This is a genomic window from Arthrobacter sp. NPDC056886, from assembly GCF_042788715.1.
In the GTDB taxonomy this organism is placed as follows: Bacteria; Actinomycetota; Actinomycetes; order Actinomycetales; family Micrococcaceae; genus Arthrobacter.
The window spans coordinates 331,400-350,440 of record NZ_JBHUBT010000003.1 but is presented as its reverse complement, the minus strand read 5'-3'; the positions used below and the strand labels follow the sequence as shown (position 1 = coordinate 350,440).

Sequence of the window (19,041 nt, the reverse complement as noted above, 5' to 3'; positions counted from 1 at the left end):
GACGAAGGGCCCCGCCGCATGGCGGAGCCCTTCGTAGGAGTCGGTGCGGCGGGCGTCTAGAGCGCGGCCCGCTGCAGTGAGCGCGCGGCATCGATCGTGGCCTGGCCCAGCACGCGGCTGCCCTGGTAAAGCACCACAGTCTGGCCGGGGGCCACTCCGCGCAACGGCTCGGTGAGGGTGACCACCAGCTCGTCCCCCGCCATGTGCGCGCGGGCCGGGACAGGGTCGCCGTGGGCACGGACCTGGGCGTAGCAGTCGAACTCCTCGCAAGTGGCCACCTCGGCGATGGGCAGCCCCGCCCAGGAGACCTTGATGCCGCGGATTTCGTCGATGGCGAGCAGCGCCTCCGGACCCACCACCACCTTGTTTTCCTTGGGCCGGATCTCCAGCACGAACCGCGGCTTGCCGTCCGCGGCCGGGGTGCCAAGCTTTAGCCCCCGGCGCTGGCCCACGGTGAACGCGTTGGCCCCCGGGTGCTCGCCGACCTTCGCACCGGATTCGTCCACGATGTCACCCGTGGTCATTTCGATCTTCTCGGCGAGCCAGCCCGCGGTGTCGCCGTCGGGGATGAAGCAGATGTCATGGCTGTCGGGCTTGTTGGCCACCGATAGGCCCCGGCGCTCAGCCTCCGCGCGGACCTCGGCCTTGGACGGCGTCTCCGCGAGCGGGAACATCGAGTGCTTGAGCTGCTCGTGGGTCAGCACGCCCAGCACATAACTCTGGTCCTTGGCCCAGTCCGCAGCGCGGTGCAGCTCGGGGTTGCCGTCGGAGTCGGTGATGACCTTGGCGTAGTGGCCGGTGCACACGGCATCGAAGCCCAGGGCAATAGCCTTCTCCAGCAGGGCGGCGAACTTGATCCGCTCGTTGCAGCGCATGCACGGATTGGGGGTGCGGCCGGCGGCGTATTCATCGATGAAGTCCTGGACCACATCTTCCTTGAACCGCTCGGAAAAGTCCCAGACGTAGTACGGGATCCCGAGGATATCGCAGGCACGCCAGGCGTCACGGGAGTCCTCGATCGTGCAACAGCCGCGGCTGCCGGTTCGCAGGGTACCCGGCATCCGGGACAGCGCGAGGTGGACGCCGACGACGTCGTGCCCCGCCTCGACGGCGCGGGCGGCGGCAACGGCGGAATCAACGCCGCCGCTCATGGCTGCAAGAACTCGCATACTGGCTTTCTTTAGGGTTCAGGGTGTCGCAGGCACCGGGGCTGCTGTTCACTGCTGCATTACCTCACTGCAACCGCGGAAATAGCACAATGCCTGCCATGCCATTCTATCGCCACGCCGAATCCTCCCCAAAAGGCCTTGACGGGGCCGCTTCCGGCTTCTAGCGTCAAGACAAGCGGTTTTAGAATCGGAAGCGCGCGGGCATGGGAATTGAGCAGACCCGGGAATCGAGCGGACATGGCTGTTGAAGACATCCTGATCGTGGGCGGCGGACTGGCCGGTGGCACGGCGGCCAAAACTTTGCGGGCGGAGGGATTCGCCGGCCCCGTGGTGCTGGTGGCCGCCGAGTCCCACCAGCCGTACTTGCGCCCGCCGCTGTCCAAGGAGTACTTGCTGGGCAAGGCCGGCGACGACGCCCTGCCCGTGGCGCCCGAGGACTGGTACGGCGCGAACGACGTCGACCTTAGGCTCGGCGTAAGGGTCACGGAACTGGACCCGGCCGGCCGGGCCGTGGTTCTGGACGGCGGCGAACGGCTGGAGTACGCCTCCCTGCTGCTCGCCACGGGGGCGCGGCCCCGGACCATCCCCCTGCCCGGCAGCGGGCTCGACGGTGTCGGCACGTTCCGGACAGTGGAGGACAGCCGGCGCCTGCACGCCCGCCTGGCCGACGGCGGGCTGAATGTGGTCATGATCGGCTCCGGCTGGATCGGGATGGAACTGGCCGCCGCCGCCAGCACCTTCGGAAACACCGTCACCGTGCTGGGCCGGGCGGAGGTGCCGCTGGGCGCGGCGATCGGCCCGGATCTGGGCGGCTTCTTCCGTGAACTGCACGAGGCCCACGGTGTGCGGTTCCGGCTTCCGGCAACCGCTGCCGAGATCCAGGGGCGGTCGGGACGGGTGACCGGGGTGGTCACCGACGCAGGCGTCGTCCTGCCCGCCGACCTCGTGGTCATCGCCGTGGGGGTGGTGCCGGAGCTCGGCCTGGCCGAGGCGGCCGGCATCGGGATCCGGAACGGCATCCTCACCGACGCGTCGCTGCGGACCTCGGCACCCGGGGTCTTCGCCGCCGGCGACGTCGCCAATGCCCTGCAGCCGTTCACCGGGGAGCACCACCGCAGCGAGCACTGGTCCAATGCCCTCAACGGCGGCAAGGTGGCCGCCAAGGCGATGCTCGGCCTCGACGCCGCGCTGGACACCATCCCGTACTTCTACACCGACCAGTACGACGTCAGCATGGAGTACTCGGGCTTCCCGACGCTCGTCGCGGGGCCACCGGTCATCCGCGGTTCGCTTGCGGACAAGGAGTTCATTGCCTTCTGGCAGCGGGGCGGCCAGGTGATCGCCGGGATGAACGTCAACTGGCCCCGCGCCGCCAAGCCGCAGAAGGCGATCAAGGCGCTCATCGGCGCACGGACCGCCGTGAGCCCGGACCTGCTTGCCGCTTCCTCGGTACCACTGGATCAGCTCCTGGATCAGCGCCCGCCGGAAGCCTGACGGGCGGATTCACGGGCGACCGTACCGGCGGTCTGGATGCTGGATTCATGTCCGGCCATGCCGGCCTGGCGGGCCCGCGCGTAGGCGCCCGGGAGCGCGGCGAGCAGGGCATCGACGTCGGCGTCGGTGGAGGAATGACCCAAAGTAAAACGCTGCGCACCCCTGGCCGTGTCCTCGTCCAGGCCCATGGCCAGCAGCACATGAGAGGGCCGCGGAACACCTGCAGTGCAGGCGGAGCCGGTGGAGGATTCGACCCCGGCGAGGTCCAGCAGGAACAACAGCGAGTCGCCCTCGCAGCCCCGGAAGGTGAAGTGCGCGTTGCCCGGCAACCGGCCGGGGCCCGGGGCGCCCCGGAGTACGGCCTCGGGGACGGCCTCCTGGACGCCCTCGATCAGCCGGTCCCGAAGGGCCGCGATCCTGGCGGCCTCCTCGGGGAGCTTCGCGGCGACGGCCTCGGCGGCCGCGGCAAAAGCGGCAATCGAGGCAGTATCCAGGGTCCCGGAGCGGACGTCGCGTTCCTGCCCGCCGCCATGCTGGACCGGGGTCAGCTTCACCGCCCGGCCCAGGATGAGCGCGCCGACGCCGACCGGTCCGCCGATCTTGTGCCCGGAGACGGACATGGCGTCCAGGCCCGTCCCGCGGAAGTCTACGGGGATGGAACCGAAGGCCTGGACAGCGTCGGAGTGGACGGGCACGCCGGCGGCGTGGGCCAGCTCCACCACCCGGGCGACGGGCTCGATGGTGCCGACCTCGTTGTTGGCCCACATGACGCTCACCAGGGCGATCGACGCCGGGTCCCGGGACAGTTCGGCCTCAAGCACGGCCAGGTCCACGAGGCCCGCGGCGTCTACCGGGAGCCAGCAGACTTCGGCGCCCTCATGCCGTTCGAGCCATTCGACAGTGTCCAGCACAGCATGGTGTTCGACGGCGGAACACAGGATGCGGGTACGCGACGGGTCCTCGGCACGGCGGGCCCAGTACAGTCCCTTGACCGCAAGGTTGTCCGCCTCGGTCCCGCCGGAGGTAAAGATCACTTCCGAGGGATGGGCGCCGGCGGCCTTCGCCAGCACCTCCCTCGCATCCTCCACCGAGCGCCGGGCACGACGGCCCGATCCATGCAGCGAGGAGGGGTTGCCCGTCCGGGCCAGCTCGCGCGTCAGTGCAGCCAGCGCCTCCGGGGCGAGGGTGGTTGTGGCGGCATGATCGAGGTAGACGGGCACAGCCCAATTCTACCTGCGGCCGCGGCTGCCCAGCTGCGGCGCCGACGGGCGCAGGCACCGGGCAGGGCACTGGACTGGTGTAGATTCGGGCGGTGAAAGCCTCCCTCTACCTTGTGCTGGCCACCTTGTTCTGGTCCGGCAATTACGTCGTCGGGCAGGCCGCCGTCGCCTCAATGACCCCGCTGGAGCTGACCTTCTGGCGCTGGACCCTGGCCGCCGTGCCGCTGCTGCTGCTGGCCCATTTCGTTGAGAAGCCGGACTGGCGCGCTGTCCTGCGCCGCTGGCCCGTCCTCCTCCTGCTGAGCGTCCTGGGCATGAGCGGCTACACGCTGCTGCTCTACAGCGCGCTCGGATACACGTCCGCGCTGAACGCCTCCCTCATTACGGCCGCCAACCCGGCCCTGATTGTGGTCATGGCGATTGTCCTGCTCGGTGAGAGGACCACCCGGCTGGGCTGGCTCGGCATCAGTCTCGGCCTGCTGGGGGTGCTGCTCGTCCTGACCCAGGGTGAGCTGGCACGCATATTCAGCTTCGCCATCAACACGGGCGAGCTCTTGATGATCGGTGCGATCATCGTCTGGGGTTTCTACACGATCATTGCCCGCCGGCTGAAGGTGCCGGCCATCTCGGCCACCGCCGTACAGGTGGTGTTCGCGACCGTGACGCTGGCGCCGTTGGCCCTCGCGATGCACGTGCAGTTTCCGGACACCGCGGCCGAAGGCTGGTCACTGGCGTACATCGCCGTCTTCCCCTCCCTTTGTTCCTACCTCCTGTGGAACCTGGCGCTGAAGACCACCCCGCCGGGGACTGCGGGCAACTACCTCAACCTGATGGTTGTCTTTACGGCGATCATCACAGTGCTGCTGGGGACACCGCTCACTCCCGTGCAGATCGTGGGCGGCCTCATGGTGGTCGCCGGTGTCCTGCTGACCGGGCTCAAGGGCCGGCCCAGGCGCGGGGCCCCGGCCACCTCTTCGGCGGGCGCGCGGGGCCGGTAGCCGCGACGCCAGATGCCGGGTCACACATGCTGGCACTCCGGCCCTAGAGCGCGGCAACACAGGCAGGCAGGGCCTTCATACAGGCAAGCCGGACAGTCAGGCTGGCAGGATGCGGGCACAGCACTGCCCGGGCTGCGCGCCCCCCTGCGCCCTGAGATCTTCGATGGCGAGCGCTTCGATCCGTCCAGGGTCGATCCCCAGGGCCGCGGAGACCCCGCCCAGGAAGGCCCCGTTCATGGCACAGACCACGTCGGTGTGCCCGGCAGCCAGGCGATGGAACGGGCAGTTCATCAGCACCAGTCCCCCGGCGCCGTCGTCCGCCGGGCAGTAGCCTTGTCCCGTCAAGAAGTCCGCGAGCAGGCCGTCGCCAGCGGGACCGCCGGCGGTTTCCGCATCCCCGACGCCAGTGGCCCCCGCCGGCTCGGGCCCGGCTGCACGCGCTACCGACTCGACCGCGGACTGACCCTTGGCGCGGGCGGCCCGGAGCAGGGCCTCCCGCGGCGATCCGCCGTCGCTGGTGGCGGCCTCGATCGCGGAGACCAGCAACTCCGCGGCCAGATCGTAGTGGCGGTCCGGGACGGAGGCCCCCACCTCGTCCACGGCGGCCCGGTACAGCTTGGCGGGCCGGCCGGAACCGGGGCCCTCCCGCCCTCCAAGCTTGCGGAACTCCACCACCAGCAGCCCATCTTTCACGAGACGGTCCAGATGGAACGAGGCTGTGCTCCGCGCCAGACCCAAAGCCCGGGCGGCGTCGTCCCGGCCGACGGCGTCTGCAGCTGAGGCCACGTAGTCAAACAGCATCCTGCGGTTCTCGTCGTCCAAGGACGCGACCGCCGCAAGCCGGCGGTTCCAGGGAAGTTTGGTCATGAACCAAGAATATCTCTAAAAACAAGAATCATTGCTTAATTCCTGGGCCGCGTTCTAAAATCGAGTTATCCATTTTTAGAAGGAGCACGCCATGAAAGTTTCCCCATCCCTCGCCACTCCCGCACAGCAGCTGGCGGCGGACCCGCACCGCCAGGCCTTCCTCTTGTTGCGGACCGTCTTTACGGTTGCGCCGATCCTGTTCGGCCTCGACAAGTTCACGAATCTGCTGACCGACTGGACCATGTACCTGGCCCCCGTGGCCACCTCGGTAATCCCGCTTCCGGCCCAGACCATCATGTACATCGTTGGCGTAGTGGAAATCATCGCCGGCGTCACGGTGGCGCTGCGCCCGCGCTTCGGATCGGCGCTGGTGGCCGCCTGGCTGCTGGGCATCATCATCAACCTGATCGTGCTCGGCGGCTTCTACGACGTCGCACTGCGTGACTTCGGGCTGCTCGTGGGCGCCCTGGCACTGAACAGGCTGTCCCCGCACAAGGCCGCGCCCGCCGCCACACCAGGCCGCTAAGCCGGAACACGGCCGCCCCGGTCCGGTCCGGGACAACCGGGTAACAGCAAACAGGTCCAGGTGCCCGTCCAAAGGAGGGGCATCTGGACCATCCCTGTTCTTAGCCCCGGCTGCGCGGGCCTGCGGCGCGGGGAACCATCCCGGTACGCGCACTCGTTGTTCTCTCAGCCGGTTAAACTGGGCCTGCCGGGCGCCCACGAACGGCCCGGCATTTCTCAACGCCAGCACCATCGATGAAAAGGATCTCTGTTTGACGCAGGGCAGCAGCTCGCATTACCAGGTCCTAGGGATCCCCATGACGGCGACGGAGAAGGACATCAAAGTGGCGTACCGCAAGGCCGCCCGGCTCGCCCACCCGGACCACGGAGGCGACCCTGCCGCGTTCCGACGTGTCACCCTCGCGTACGAGATACTCATCGACGCAAAGCGCCGCGCGGACTATGACCGCTCCTACGGGAGCGCATATTCCACTCCCGGCGACGAGGGCGCCCACTTCGATGCCCCGGCCGCCGGCAGCCGGGCCTCAGCCAACGTCCGCCGGCCGAACACGCCGCGGAATACAGCTGCCGACCCACCTGTCTATGTTCCCCCGTTCGAACAGTTTGGCGACGGGACGGCGGTGCCGCTGATCCCTGCCGGTGTGGCCCGGCAGCAGGTGCACGGCATGCCCCGCAAGCGCGGGATCTTCGGCGCCGAGGCCAGGATCCAACGCGAGATGCGCACTGTGCAGCTCATCAGCAGGCAGATCCTGACCACCATTCCGGCCGCGCGCCTCGTCAACGGGCTGCAGTCCCCCGCGGACAACAGCCACATCGACCACGCAGTCCTTGCCGGGTACCGGCTCGCAATCATCGGGTCGATGCTGCTGCCGCCGGGCGCCTATGCGTGGAACGGCAGCACCTTGACACACGGCAACCGCTCCGTCGCCCCGCCCCAACTGGCCCATATCGTGCGCCGGATGCAGGATATTTTTCCCGAGCTCAATGTCACCGGCTGGATTGTTATCCACAGCACGGACGGCAATCTGCACCAACCGGTCATCGACCGGCACCGCCGCGCACCCGGCGGCCAGGGTAGCGGGTACGGGGAAAATTCGGGGCTTGTCGAAGTAGTCAACGCCGCGGGCCTGGCCCGCGGCCTCAAGCAGTTCCTCGGCTCGGGACCAGCCCCCAACACCGTCAACGTGCCTGTGCTGGCCCGGCTGCTGGGCGGAATGCACTAGATTCGCCCCGGTTCCTCCCCGGCGTCTCCGGGGCTGACCGCCCGCGGCGCGCCCGACGCCGGCGGCTCGCTAGGATGGAAAGGTGTTCCGCATCCTCTTCCACACCCCCGAAATTCCCGGCAATACGGGAAACGCCATCAGGCTGGCAGCCATCACGGGCGCCGAGCTGCACCTGGTGGAGCCCCTGGGCTTTGATTTTTCCGACGCCAAGCTCCGGCGGGCCGGCCTTGACTACCACGACCTCGCCGTCGTGACCGTCCACCCGGACATAGATGCAGCCTGGGCGGCGCTGGAGCCGGAACGGGTATTTGCCTTCACCTCCGACGGCGAAACCACCTACACAGACATCCAATACCGCGCCGGCGACGTCTTGCTGTTTGGTCCTGAATCCGTGGGTTTGCCCGAGGAACTCAAGCACAGTCCCCGGGTGACGTCCCGCGTCCGCCTGCCGATGCTTCCCTCCCTCCGGTCGCTGAACCTGGCCAACGCGGCGTCCATCGCCGTCTATGAGGCCTGGCGCCAGAACGGGTTCGCAGGGGCCAAGCTGTAGCCGGCCCGCCGCCTACCGCCGGCCGGACCGGCGGCTGCCCCCTCGGGGGCCCGCGGCAAAGAATCCCGCACGTCGCGCCCATCCGGATTCCGGGCTGCGCCGAATCACTTCTGAAGGCGGGCACACGAAACCGCCGACCCAGCGTTGTGGGAGACACTGAAGGGAGCGAGAAAAGGCGGGTGAGAACAGTGCAACTGGATAGACCCCCTGCCCATGCGGCAGGGGCAGGCCCCTCGCCCCATGCCGCCGCTCCTGGCCCGCGTCCGCCGACAGGCGGCTTATGCTTGGGAGTGATGGATACTCCGAATGCCCCGAACCCCGAGGCCGCCGCTCCCGCGGGTACCTCAGCCGACATCAATGGCCGGCTCGGCAGCCTGCTGGAACTGATTGCGCAGGGCGACCAGGCGGCGTTCGCGGAATTTTACAACCTCACCTCCCGGCGCGTCTTCGGCATGGCACGCCGGGTCCTGATCGATACCGAACTCAGCGAGGACACCACCCAGGAAGTCTTCCTGCAGGTCTGGCAGCACGCGGCCAAGTTCAATCCCGCGGCCGGCAGTCCGCTGGCCTGGCTCATGACCATCTCGCACCGCCGCGCCGTGGACAAGGTCCGGTCCTCGCAGTCCGCCACTGACCGCGAAGCCAAATACGGTGCCAGCAGCCAGGAGATCGACCACGATTCCGTCTCGGACGAAGTCGGCAGCCGGCTCGAGGCCGAGGCAGTGGTCCGGTGCTTGGCGACGCTGACCGATACGCAGCAAGAGTCCGTGCGGCTGGCATACTACGGCGGCCTCACTTACCGGGAGGTGGCCGAGCGGCTCAATGCCGCGGTTCCTACCATCAAGTCCCGCATCCGCGATGGACTGATCCGACTGAAGACCTGCTTGGGGGTGAGCTGAATTGACCGACATGAACCCACATGAGAACGACAACCGCCTCCCCGGCGGCTTCACTGCCGAGATCGCCACCGACCTGGCTTCCGGCCGCGTCGTGGACCTTGCCGAGGTCTACGCCCTCAACGCGGTGGACGACGCCGAACGCGCCGCGATCGAGCAGTTCCTCGCTTCCGCACCGGCAGCCGACCGGGATGCCTTCAATGAACGCGTCCGGCAGGCCCGGGAAACCCTGACCACCAGCTTCACTGCCGAGGAAGAACCTCCGCCCGGGCTGCTGGACCGGATCATGTCATCGCTGCCGGCGCAGACGGCACAGCCGTCCCCCGCTGCAGTGCCCCTCCCCGGCACGGGTCCGCAGACGGCGGCAGTGATGCCGCACCCGGTACGCGACAGCTCCGGAGTGGCCGCCACCGACGAGCTCGGCGCGGCCCGCAAGCGCAGGGAAGAACGCCGCCGCCCGCAGGGCATGCGGAACTGGCTTGTCGGCGTCGCCGCTGCCGCCGTGATCGCCCTGGGCGGCGTTGGGGTGGGCGCCTATGTGGCAAACCAGAACGATCCGCTGAACCAGGTGCTGCAGGCCAGCGACGTCCGCCAGGCCACCGTGGACGTCAACGGCGGCGGTACGGCCACCGTGTCGATTTCCCCGTCCAGGGACGCCGCCGTCGTCAAGATGAACGGCGTCCCGGCTCCGCCCGCGGGCAAGGTCTACCAGATGTGGCTGATCCCGAAGGACGGCTCGGCCCCGGTCTCGCAGGGCCTCATGGACGCGGAAGCCCTGTCCAAGCCAGCGGTGGTCAAGGGCATCGGCTCCGCCGCCGCCCTGGGCATCACCGTGGAACCTGCAGGCGGATCCGCGAAACCAACCCTGCCGACCGTCGCCGCTGCACCACTGAACGCCTAGACGCTCGCACGGGACAGGCTCTCGCTGCACACGGGCCGCCAAACACAGGCCGCCCGGAATACAGAAAGCCGCCCGGGCCTTGGCTCCTTCCGTAGAAGGACTCAAGGCCCGGGCGGCTTTCTGCGTTTGGTGCGCCTGACGTGGTGTCCGGCTGACTTCCTGACCGGCTAAATGACCAGCGAGAGCAGCATGACCAGGCCGAAGCTCACCACGGAGATCAGCGTTTCCATGACGGACCAGGTCTTGAACGTCTGGCCCACCGTCAGTCCGAACAGCTCCTTGACGAGCCAGAAGCCGGCGTCGTTCACGTGCGAGAAGAACAGCGAGCCGGCGCCGATCGCGAGGGCCAGCAGTGCGGCGTGCGTCGGCGTCAGCGAACTGGCAAGCGGTGCCACGATGCCGGCGGCCGTCACCGTCGCGACGGTGGCCGAGCCTGTCGCCAGGCGCAGGGCCACGGCCACGATGAAGCCGAGCACCAGGACGGACATGTTGGTCCCCTCGGCCCAGGTCTTCACGGCGTCACCCACACCGGCACCAATCAGCGTCTGCTTGAAGCCGCCGCCGGCGCCGACGATGAGGAGGATCCCCGCGATCGGGCCGAGGCTGGCACTGATCCTGCTCGTGATCTTGGCGCCGCTGAGGCCCACCGCGTAGCCAAAGGTCACCATGGCCAGCAGGACCGCCAGGGTCATGGCGACCAGCGGCTGGCCGACGAAGTCGAAGAACATCCGTATGGCCGGGGCCGTCAAAGGGTCAGGCCAGATGATGTCCACGACGGCCCTGAGCAGCATGAGCACTACCGGGAAGAGGATGGTCAACAGGGTCACGAGGAAGCTCGGCGGGCGCTTGACGCCCTCCATGTCCGCGCCATGCACGGTGTCGACGCCGCCGGCGACGGCGGGGGCGCCCACAGGCACCCACCGGGCTGCCAGGCGGGAGAAGAGCGGGCCGCAGATAATCACCGTGGGAATGGCAACGAGGATGCCGAGGGCCAGGGTGGTGCCCAGTTCCGCCTTGACGGCGCTGATCGCGATCAGCGGCCCCGGGTGAGGCGGCACCAGCCCGTGCAGCACGGACAGGCCGGCCAGCGCGGGGATGGCGATGCGCATCAGCGGCATCTTGGAGCGCTGCGTGACCAGGACGATCACCGGCAGCAGCAGGACGAGCCCGATCTCAAAGAACATCGGCAGGCCGATGATCACGGCGACCAGCGTGATGGACCAGACCAGCTTGTTTCCGGTGGCCTTGGCCAGGAGGGTGTCGACCACCCGGTTGGCGCCGCCGGAGTCGGCGAGCAGCTTGCCCAGCATCGCGCCGAGCGCGACGAGGAGGCCGACTTCCTTCAGGACGCCGCCCACACCGTCCTCGAAGTTGGCAATCACCTTGGCCGGTTCCACACCGGCGGCGAGGCCGACGAAACCGGACCCCAGAATCAGGGCCAGGAAGGGGTGGAACTTGAATTTGGCGATCAGCACCACGAGCAGGGCGATGCCCAGGCCCGCGATGATGAGTAGTTGGGTGTTGATGCCGGTGCCGGCCTCAACGGCAGCCGGAAGCTGCGTTGCTATCAGTGGTTTCACAAAAAAATTCCTTGGTGGCGGCGGAACGCGGAAGGCTCAGGGCCTGGCGTCGGCAGCGTCGAGATGAAGTCGGGTGATGATTTCCTGTGCTTCTTCCGCCGGCGTTGCGGAGACGGACAGGGAAATGAAGTTTTCGTCCGGGGTGGGCGCTTCGAGCGCGTCGAACTGGGACTCCAGCAGGGCCGGGGGCATGAAGTGCCCGTGGCGGGAGGCCAGCCGGTCGGAGATCTTGTCCCGTGATCCCTCGAGGAACACGAACACCACCCCTTCGCCGCGCAGGATGTCCCGGTAGCGCTTCTTCAGTGCCGAACACGTCACGACGCCGGGGTTTCCGGCTTCGGTGTGGGACCGGATCCAGTCGGCGATGCTTTCGAGCCAGGGCCACCGATCCTCGTCGGTCAGCGGCTCTCCTGCGTGCATCTTCGCCACGTTTGCTTCCGGGTGAAGGTCGTCGCCCTCGGCAAGATCCCAGCCCAGCCTGCCGGCCAGAAGCCCCGCCACAGTTGATTTGCCGGAACCGGAGACGCCCATGATTACAAGAACGGGGTGTTGCGCAGTCTTCGCCATCAAAGTCTGCCTTCCATCAAATAAATATGATTTAAACAGAGGCCAGCATATGGCAGAGGTAGTGCTGCAGCAACACTAGAAGCCGGCGATGGTCCCCTGGCCGTTGACTGTTACGACATGGAAGGCCTCGGCACTGCGTCCGGCGGGAAGTCCGGCCCGGGTCCCGGTGCCGAGCATGAGGCCGCGGACGGTGCGCTCCATGGCGTCGACGTCGGGGTGCTGGCTGACGTGGATGTGGATGGCGGCAAGCTTGCTGTCCACGTGCTCGGTGACGTCCACGAAGTGGTTTTCGCGCTCTTCCGGCCCGGCGAAAAGCCACAGCCATGGCAATTTGTAGGCCTCGAGCCCGGACTCGGCCAGTTCCGGGTACGCGAAGGGGTTTTCCAGCGCGGGATACACGGCACGGGTCACGGCCTCCCCCACGGCCAGGTGGTCCGGGTGGCTCTTCTGGATCCGGTTCCAGTTCCGTTCCGGATGCATGGACACGACGACGTCGGGCCGGAGCTGCCGGATCAGGCGCACCACCTCGCGCATCACCTCATGCGAGGGTTCGAGGTAGCCGTCACGCTGGTGCAGGTAATGGATGTCCGTGACGCCGACCAGGGCGGCGGCACGCTGCTGCTCCGCCACGCGCAGCCGTACTATTTCCTCGCGCTGCGCCGGATCAAAGCCGCCGGCGTCGCCGTCGGTCATGATGCAGTAGCTGACCTGCACTCCTGCGGCGGTCCATGCGGCGACTGTGCCGGCGGCGCCGAAATCGATGTCGTCCGGGTGGGCGGTGAAACAAAGCACCCGCTCGATCCGGGAGGACTCCGGGTCGAACGGGCTCTGCGCCGGAACGGCGTTGGTGCTCATGCAGTCAGCCTTTGCGCTTCTTGATTTCGGCGGTTGCCTGCGGCAGAACCTGGAAGAGGTCACCCACAACGCCGAAGTCCGCGATCTCGAAAACCGGCGATTCGGCGTCCTTGTTCACGGCCACGATCACCTTGGCGGTCTGCATGCCGGCCTTCTGCTGGATGGCTCCGGAAATGCCCGCGGAGATGTAGAGCTGCGGCGAGACGGTCTTGCCGGTCTGGCCGATCTGCGCGTCGTGGCCGATCCAGCCGGCGTCCGTGGCGGCCCGCGAGGCGCCGATGGCCGCACCCAGGGCGTCGGCGAGCTCCTCCAGCGGACCAAAGTTGCCGTCCACACCACGGCCGCCGGCCACGACTATCCGCGCCTCGGTCAGGTCGGGGCGCCCACTTTCGGGCTTTTCACTGCGTGCCGTGACACGGGCGGAGGCCGCGGTGGCCGTCTCAGGGACCTCGATCGTCACGGCCTCCGGTGCCGTGCCGGTGACGGCAGGCTCGGGCGTGATGCTGTTGGGCTTGACGGTGAGAACAGCCACGGGCGTGGTGGCCCTCGCAGTGGTGGTGTAGGAGCCGGCCAGCACGGACTTGTGCGCTGTACCGTCGGGGTCCACGGCCACGACGTCGGTGATGACACCGGCGCCGAGCTTGACGCTGAGTCGGGCGGCGATTTCTTTGCCCTCGGCCGAGTTCTCGGTCAGGACCACGGTGGCACCGGAAGTCTGGACCGCGGCGGCCAGGTAGGACGCCTTGGGGCCCACAAGATAGTCGTCGAGGTCGGCCGCAGACGGGCGGTAGAGTGCCTGGACGCCGTACGCAGCAAGGGCCGCAGCGGCGTCATCGTGCAGTTCGCCATTGAAGGCGACGGCCGGTTCGCCGAGGGAGCGGGCGATCGTGAGCAGTTCCAGGCTCGACTTCTTCAGCGCCTGGCCGGGGTTGTCGATGAAAACGAGTACTTTTGCCATGTTCGGATAATCCCCTTTAGAGCAGCTTCTGGGCAGCCAGGAACTCAACCAGCTGGATGCCGGCGTCGCCTTCGTCGGTGATGATGGTGCCGGCCGTGCGCGGCGGGCGGATCTCTGCGGTCTCGACGGCGGTCCAGGAACCTGCCTTGCCCACCTGGGCCGGGTCGACGCCGATGTCGGCAAGGCTCAAGGTGGTGATGGTTTTCTTCTTCGCCGCCATGATGCCCTTGAAGTTCGGGTACCGCGGATCATTGATCTGGTCGGTGACGGAAACGACGGCCGGCAGTTCGGTCTCAATGGTGTCCGCGTGGGTGTCGCCGTCGCGGCGGGCGGTGAGCTTGCCGGCGTCGAGCTCCAGCGACGCGGCAAAAGTTACCTGCGGGAGCCCCAGACGTTCGGCGAGCTGTGCCGGGACCAGCGAGGTCTCGCCGTCTGTGGAGGCCATGCCGGTGAGGATGAGGTCCGCCGGGGCGTCCGCGCCCAGGTGGCGGATCGCGGCGGCCAGTGCCAGCGAGGTGGCTGCTGCATCGGATCCGGCAAGGGCCTCGTCGCTGAGGTGCACGCCTTCAGAGGCGCCGATCTGGAGGGATTTCTTGACCGCGTTGACGGCCCCGGCCGGTCCCATGCTCAGGGCGATGACCTTGTTGCCGGCCGCTTCCCCGCCGCGGGCCTCGCTCAGCTGCAGGGCAGCCTCCAGGGCATATTCATCCAGTTCGGACAGGATGCTCTCGGAGCGGTCCACGGTGTTGCCCTCACCGGTGAGGTGCCGGTCGAACTGTGCATCCGGGACGTGCTTGACCAGCACAATGATTTTTAGAGTTTCTTCCACTGTGTCTACAGCAGCCTTCCATGCGGGTGGACAGCCGCCCCTGGCGGGGTCATGGCCACGGAACACCCGGTAGCCGGGCTGTTCCTAGCTAACCATATAGCCGGCCGGCAGCACGGCCTCGGTTAACGCCTGTGTCAGCGCCCGGCCCGGACCCCGGAATCTTCGGCATGAGCCGGGCACCAATGGGCTGGGCACAGAAAGGTTTGGCACGGAAAGGTTTGGCACGGAAAGGCCGGGCCGCACCGATTGGTGCCGCCCGGCCTCCTAACTACTGCTGTGCTTATTACTGCTGTGCTTATTACTGCTCGGCTGCAGCGCCGAGGGTCACGTCGAAGTCCTTCAGCTGGCCGCCGCGCAGGACCGTCACCTTCACTGTGGACCCGGCGGGCTGTTCGCGCACTGCCGCGGTCAGCTGGTTGGGATCGCTGATGGCCAGGTTCTGGAACTTCGTCACGACGTCGCCGACTTTGAGGCCGGCCTTGTCAGCGGCCGATCCGGACTCGACAGTTGCGACCTCGGCGCCCACCGAGAACCCGGAGGAGGACGAACCGGCGGCCTTGGGCTTCACGCTGACGCCGAACTGCCCATGTGTGGCTTTGCCGCCGCTGATGATCTCCTGGGCCACGCGCTTGGCGTTGTTGATGGGGATGCTGAAGCCCACGCCAATGTTGCCGCTGCTGCTTCCAGTGGCCGAGTCGCCGCCGGCGGAGGCGATCGCGACGTTCACGCCGATGACTTCACCCTTGGTGTTCACCAGGGCGCCACCGGAGTTGCCAGGGTTAATGGCCGCGTCTGTCTGGATGACGTTGATCGAGATGGACCCCTGATCCGCGGTGTTCGGGGTCTCGCCACCGCCCGGAGGCGCGAACTGGAAGCCCTGGTCCCCGCCCTGGGAGTTATCCGCGCCGTCCTTCGGTGCGGCCGAGGACGCCACGCTGATGGTCCGGTTCAGGGTCGAGACGATGCCGTCCGTGACTGTGCCGGTGAGTCCCAGCGGCGAGCCGATGGCGACGGCGGTATCGCCGACGTTCAGCTTGCCCGAGTCACCCAGCGTTGCCGGGACCAGTCCCGAGGGGTTGTCGATCTTGATCACGGCGAGATCGGACAGAGGGTCGGTACCGACGATCTTCGCCGAGTAGACCTTGCCGTCACTCGTCCGGACCTCCACGGTGGCGTTCGCGGTTTTGCCGTCGAGAGTGACCACGTGGGTGTTGGTCAGCACGTGGCCCTCGGCATCGAGGATGATCCCGCTGCCGGTGCCGCCGTCGCTGCCGCTGGTTGCCTTGATGGTCACCACGCTGGGGGAAGCCTTGAGGGCGGCGGCGGTGATGGCGTTGACGGCGTCCCTGTTGTTGACGATCACCGGACCCGCCTGGGTGGTGCCGCTCGTGGCGGCAGTGGGGGAACGGTCCAGCAGCAGCGCGTTGCTGCCAGCGACCACGCCGCCGCCGATCAGGCCGGCCGCCACGATGCTGGCCACGAGGGTCGGGACACCAAACGCCGCCTTGCGCTTAGGGGCGTGCGCCGGGTTGTTCGCGTAGCCCGGGCCGGATCCATAGGACGGACCCGACGCCGGCTGGCCGCCGGGGTTGGCACCGTAAGGGCCGCCGTACTGGGACTGGCCATAGGGCAGGTGGGAGGGCTGGGCCGGTTGGCCCTGGCCCTGACCGGCCTGGGAGAACCCGCCGTACTGGCTGGTGTGCTGGGCGGGAGTGCCGAACTGCTGGGTGTCCCCGGCCGAGGGCTGCTGCTGGTACACCGGACGTGGTGCTCCGTCCTCGGCGCGGTCCAGCCGGAGGGTGGGGTTCTCGGGCGCAGAGCTTCCGGACGCTGGGCTTCCCGCTGCTGGCTGTGAGGGTGCCGGGTTTCCGGGTGCCGCCTCAGGCGCGTTTACGGCATGCGTCTGCTCCGGCGAGCCCGCCCGCTGCCCCGCCGGTTCCCGGTTCTGTTGTGTCGGCTCCGGTGACGCACCCGGCACTGGGTTCTCAGTCATGAGACTTCCTTTCATCCTCGTCTGCCTATAACTATGGACGCTCAGGCTGACACTAGAGCGGACATTTGCTGGGAGGTTCCTGAACGGATGGTTTGCGGCCTCCGGGCCTGTATTTCCCAGTTTAGGCGCGTTTCGCTGGTGGCATATTCCCCTAGGTGGACTGCCATTTGGGTGCACCATAGAATCAAATGGAAATGCCACAGCGACCTGCGGCGCTTTACATCTGCGTGGGGGCGCTGCTGCATTCTGTGACGGCTGGTTCGACCGAACCGGTCCCAGAAGTGCTGAAGGGTTGCACATGCGGTCTAAGTTGAATCGTTTCCTCGCCGTTCTTGGCGTCGCTGGATTGCTGGCGCTCCCCGCCGCTCCAGCCCTGGCCGAAGATCCGGTGACCATTCCGTCCGGGCAGAACATTGTGGACAGCGCGAACGTGCTCGGCGGCCGCAAGGCCGAAGTCCAGGACGCCATCCAGAAGCTCCTGAAGGACCACAAGTACAACCTCTACGTCGTCACGGCAAAGACGTTCGAGAATCCGGCCGACCCAGCGCAATGGGCCCGGACCGTCGCGACCAACAAGGGCATGGGCAAGGCCGACGTCATTCTGACCATGTCCGACGACGGGAAGTACTACTTCTCCCCCAGCTCGGCCAGCGCCATCTACTCCAAAACGTCCAACATCACCCAGAACGCCATTGTGCCGAACCTGGCCGGCGGCAAGCGCGACTTCGCGCAGGCGGCCATTGATACCGCTGCCGCGGTGGGCGACGCGGCGGGCGGCGGCAGCGGCACAGTGCCGTCCGGCGAAGGGGCCGGCAGCGCCGTCCTGGTGGGGGTCGGCGCCGTTGCCGTGGCAGGTGGCGGAGCCTACCTGTATTTCCGCAACCGCCGGAAGAAGGCCGGTCAGGGTGCCGGGGCCTCCTCCGGGGCCCAGGGTGCGGAGGCGGATCCGCTGGCGGGCCTCAGCGTGGTGGAGCTGCGCCGGAAGAGCGATTCGCTGTTGATCGAGGCCGATGACGCCATCAAGTCCAGCGAGCAGGAACTGGGATTCGCCCAGGCCCAATATGGTGACTCCGCGGTGGGTAATTTCACCAAGGCGCTGCAGGAGGCCAAGGGCCACATGACGGAGTCGTTCAAGCTGCAGCAGCAGCTCGACGACCACATCCCCGACACCGAGGAGCAGCAACGGAGCTGGCTCGGCGAAATCATCCGCCGCTCCGAGGCCGCCCTGGCCTCGCTGCAGGAGCAAAAGGCGGACTTCGATTCCCTCCGCGAGCTGGAAAAGAACGCACCGCAGGCCCTCGCCGCCGTCAGCGCCGGCGCAGCTGATGCCGAGGCAAAGATTGCCAGCGCCGAACAGTCGCTGACGGATCTTCGCGCCAAGTACGCCGAGAGCGCCTTGGTCCAGGTTGCGGACAATATCAACCAGGCCAAGGAACGCCTCGAATTCGTCCAGAACGCCTCGACCGCGGCGCAGGAAAAGCTCGCGGCGGGCGAGAACAGCCTTGCCGCGGTGGCCGTGCGGGCGGCCGAGGAAAGCCTGCACCAGACGAACGTGCTGATTGGCGCCATCACCAAGGTGGCTGGCAACCTTGACGAGGCACGCAGCGGCCTGGAATCCGCCGTCGCCGACACCGCCCAGGACCTGGCGCAGGCGAAAGCGATGCTCCAGTCCGGCGCCCATCCTGAACTGTCCGGTCCGGTGGCCGCCGTGGAAGCGGCGCTCGCGCAGGTCAAGGCGGAAATTCAGGGCGGCAAGTTCGATCCCATCGCCACGCTGGAACGCGTCGAAACAGCGCACCAGACCCTGGACCAGTCCCTGGGCGGAATCCGCGACCAACAGGAACAGGCGCGCCGCGCCCAGGCCTCGCTGCAGCAGAGCATCATGTCGGCCCAGGCCCAGATCAGTGCGACGTCGGACTACATCACCGCCCGCCGCGGAGGCGTGGGCACCGATGCCCGCACACGCCTGGCGGAAGCCCAGCGGAACCTGGACTATGCGCTCTCCATCTCCCGCACGGACCCGGTCACAGCGCTGCAGTACGCGCAGCAGGCCCACGCACTGGCGGCGCAGGCCGCGCAGCTGGCCCAGTCCGATGTTGACCAGTTCGGCGGCTACGCCAACCAAGGCTACGGCCGTGGCGGGATGTTCGGCGGTAGCGGCGGAGGCGGCCTCGGCGGCGCGATCCTCGGCGGAATCCTCATCAACTCAATCCTCCACGGCGGAGGCGGCGGAGGCTGGGGCGGCGGCGGAGGCAGCTGGGGCGGCGACGATTCCGGCGGCGGCTGGGGTGGCGGCGGCGACTTTGGCGGCGGAGGAGACTTCGGCGGCGGCGACTCCGGCAGTTTCTAGCTGCAGCCTCCCCCGCACGGGACACAGCGTCGGGAAGCAAGGACGGGAACGGTAAAGACCACGCTC

General features: G+C 67.7%; 17 protein-coding genes. 8 read left to right on the top strand and 9 right to left on the bottom strand.

The window, feature by feature from the left end; all coding sequences use genetic code 11:
- Positions 1-56 precede the first annotated feature (56 nt).
- Positions 57-1,169 (bottom strand): tRNA 2-thiouridine(34) synthase MnmA, encoded by a 1,113-nt coding sequence (gene mnmA / locus ACFRJ8_RS07370; protein ID WP_377985457.1) that lies wholly within the window; start codon positions 1,167-1,169, stop codon positions 57-59.
- A 237-nt stretch (positions 1,170-1,406) separates the two neighbouring features.
- Between mnmA and ACFRJ8_RS07365 the strand changes: the two genes are divergently transcribed.
- Positions 1,407-2,663, top strand: a complete 1,257-nt coding sequence (locus ACFRJ8_RS07365) for an NAD(P)/FAD-dependent oxidoreductase (protein WP_377985456.1) — start codon at positions 1,407-1,409, stop codon at positions 2,661-2,663.
- Here the strand turns inward: ACFRJ8_RS07365 and ACFRJ8_RS07360 are convergent.
- A complete protein-coding gene (locus ACFRJ8_RS07360; RefSeq protein ID WP_377985455.1) occupies positions 2,642-3,883 on the bottom strand; it encodes a cysteine desulfurase family protein in 1,242 nt (413 codons plus the stop codon). The genes ACFRJ8_RS07365 and ACFRJ8_RS07360 overlap by 22 nt on opposite strands.
- A 92-nt stretch (positions 3,884-3,975) precedes the next feature.
- Between ACFRJ8_RS07360 and ACFRJ8_RS07355 the strand changes: the two genes are divergently transcribed.
- Entirely contained in the window at positions 3,976-4,881 is a 906-nt protein-coding gene (locus ACFRJ8_RS07355; RefSeq protein ID WP_377985454.1) for a DMT family transporter, read from the top strand.
- Between the two features lie 96 nt (positions 4,882-4,977).
- Here ACFRJ8_RS07355 and ACFRJ8_RS07350 read toward each other — a convergent pair whose 3' ends face one another.
- On the bottom strand, positions 4,978-5,748 hold the full coding sequence (locus tag ACFRJ8_RS07350) for a helix-turn-helix transcriptional regulator (protein WP_377985453.1): 771 nt from the start codon (positions 5,746-5,748) through the stop codon (positions 4,978-4,980).
- A gap of 91 nt (positions 5,749-5,839) precedes the next feature.
- On the opposite strand from ACFRJ8_RS07350, the gene ACFRJ8_RS07345 reads away from it, so the two are divergent.
- From ACFRJ8_RS07345 to ACFRJ8_RS07325, 5 genes are all read left to right on the top strand, one after another.
- Positions 5,840-6,274, top strand: coding sequence for a hypothetical protein (locus ACFRJ8_RS07345; RefSeq protein WP_377985452.1), 435 nt, complete (start codon positions 5,840-5,842; stop codon positions 6,272-6,274).
- A gap of 250 nt (positions 6,275-6,524) precedes the next feature.
- Positions 6,525-7,496 (top strand): J domain-containing protein, encoded by a 972-nt coding sequence (locus ACFRJ8_RS07340; RefSeq protein ID WP_377985451.1) that lies wholly within the window; start codon positions 6,525-6,527, stop codon positions 7,494-7,496.
- A gap of 82 nt (positions 7,497-7,578) precedes the next feature.
- Positions 7,579-8,046, top strand: a complete 468-nt coding sequence (locus ACFRJ8_RS07335; RefSeq protein WP_377985450.1) for a tRNA (cytidine(34)-2'-O)-methyltransferase — start codon at positions 7,579-7,581, stop codon at positions 8,044-8,046.
- A 293-nt stretch (positions 8,047-8,339) separates the two neighbouring features.
- Positions 8,340-8,945 (top strand): ECF RNA polymerase sigma factor SigK, encoded by a 606-nt coding sequence (gene sigK / locus ACFRJ8_RS07330; RefSeq protein WP_377985449.1) that lies wholly within the window; start codon positions 8,340-8,342, stop codon positions 8,943-8,945.
- Positions 8,946-8,955: 10 nt separating this feature from the next.
- Positions 8,956-9,843, top strand: coding sequence for an anti-sigma factor domain-containing protein (locus ACFRJ8_RS07325; RefSeq protein ID WP_377985448.1), 888 nt, complete (start codon positions 8,956-8,958; stop codon positions 9,841-9,843).
- A 167-nt stretch (positions 9,844-10,010) separates the two neighbouring features.
- On the opposite strand, the gene ACFRJ8_RS07320 is transcribed toward ACFRJ8_RS07325, so the two are convergent.
- The 6 genes from ACFRJ8_RS07320 to ACFRJ8_RS07295 form a co-directional block, all read right to left on the bottom strand.
- Positions 10,011-11,423, bottom strand: coding sequence for a gluconate:H+ symporter (locus ACFRJ8_RS07320; RefSeq protein WP_377985447.1), 1,413 nt, complete (start codon positions 11,421-11,423; stop codon positions 10,011-10,013).
- A gap of 36 nt (positions 11,424-11,459) precedes the next feature.
- Complete coding sequence (locus ACFRJ8_RS07315; RefSeq protein WP_377985446.1) at positions 11,460-11,990, bottom strand: gluconokinase; 531 nt, start codon at positions 11,988-11,990, stop codon at positions 11,460-11,462.
- Positions 11,991-12,065: 75 nt separating this feature from the next.
- Positions 12,066-12,845 (bottom strand): PIG-L deacetylase family protein, encoded by a 780-nt coding sequence (locus tag ACFRJ8_RS07310; RefSeq protein ID WP_377985445.1) that lies wholly within the window; start codon positions 12,843-12,845, stop codon positions 12,066-12,068.
- 4 nt (positions 12,846-12,849) lie between these two features.
- Positions 12,850-13,803: an electron transfer flavoprotein subunit alpha/FixB family protein gene (locus ACFRJ8_RS07305; protein WP_377985444.1), complete on the bottom strand. Its 954-nt coding sequence runs from the start codon at positions 13,801-13,803 to the stop codon at positions 12,850-12,852.
- A gap of 16 nt (positions 13,804-13,819) precedes the next feature.
- Positions 13,820-14,632, bottom strand: a complete 813-nt coding sequence (locus ACFRJ8_RS07300) for an electron transfer flavoprotein subunit beta/FixA family protein (protein WP_377985443.1) — start codon at positions 14,630-14,632, stop codon at positions 13,820-13,822.
- Positions 14,633-14,930: 298 nt separating this feature from the next.
- Positions 14,931-16,625, bottom strand: coding sequence for a trypsin-like peptidase domain-containing protein (locus tag ACFRJ8_RS07295; RefSeq protein ID WP_377985442.1), 1,695 nt, complete (start codon positions 16,623-16,625; stop codon positions 14,931-14,933).
- A 298-nt stretch (positions 16,626-16,923) separates the two neighbouring features.
- On the opposite strand from ACFRJ8_RS07295, the gene ACFRJ8_RS07290 reads away from it, so the two are divergent.
- A complete protein-coding gene (locus ACFRJ8_RS07290) occupies positions 16,924-18,975 on the top strand; it encodes a TPM domain-containing protein (protein ID WP_377985441.1) in 2,052 nt (683 codons plus the stop codon).
- The last annotated feature ends 66 nt before the right edge of the window (positions 18,976-19,041 follow it).

Excerpts from the sequence above, each read along its gene's own strand:
- mnmA (WP_377985457.1), bottom strand. The coding sequence starts at position 1,169 with ATGCGAGTTCTTGCAGCCATGAGCGGCGGCGTTGATTCCGCCGTTGCC.
- ACFRJ8_RS07365 (WP_377985456.1), top strand. The coding sequence starts at position 1,407 with ATGGCTGTTGAAGACATCCTGATCGTGGGCGGCGGACTGGCCGGTGGC.
- ACFRJ8_RS07350 (WP_377985453.1), bottom strand. The coding sequence starts at position 5,748 with ATGACCAAACTTCCCTGGAACCGCCGGCTTGCGGCGGTCGCGTCCTTG.
- ACFRJ8_RS07345 (WP_377985452.1), top strand. The coding sequence starts at position 5,840 with ATGAAAGTTTCCCCATCCCTCGCCACTCCCGCACAGCAGCTGGCGGCG.
- sigK (WP_377985449.1), top strand. The coding sequence starts at position 8,340 with ATGGATACTCCGAATGCCCCGAACCCCGAGGCCGCCGCTCCCGCGGGT.
- ACFRJ8_RS07325 (WP_377985448.1), top strand. The coding sequence starts at position 8,956 with ATGAACCCACATGAGAACGACAACCGCCTCCCCGGCGGCTTCACTGCC.
- ACFRJ8_RS07315 (WP_377985446.1), bottom strand. The coding sequence starts at position 11,990 with ATGGCGAAGACTGCGCAACACCCCGTTCTTGTAATCATGGGCGTCTCC.
- ACFRJ8_RS07310 (WP_377985445.1), bottom strand. The coding sequence starts at position 12,845 with ATGAGCACCAACGCCGTTCCGGCGCAGAGCCCGTTCGACCCGGAGTCC.
- ACFRJ8_RS07305 (WP_377985444.1), bottom strand. The coding sequence starts at position 13,803 with ATGGCAAAAGTACTCGTTTTCATCGACAACCCCGGCCAGGCGCTGAAG.
- ACFRJ8_RS07295 (WP_377985442.1), bottom strand. The coding sequence starts at position 16,625 with ATGACTGAGAACCCAGTGCCGGGTGCGTCACCGGAGCCGACACAACAG.
- ACFRJ8_RS07290 (WP_377985441.1), top strand. The coding sequence starts at position 16,924 with ATGCGGTCTAAGTTGAATCGTTTCCTCGCCGTTCTTGGCGTCGCTGGA.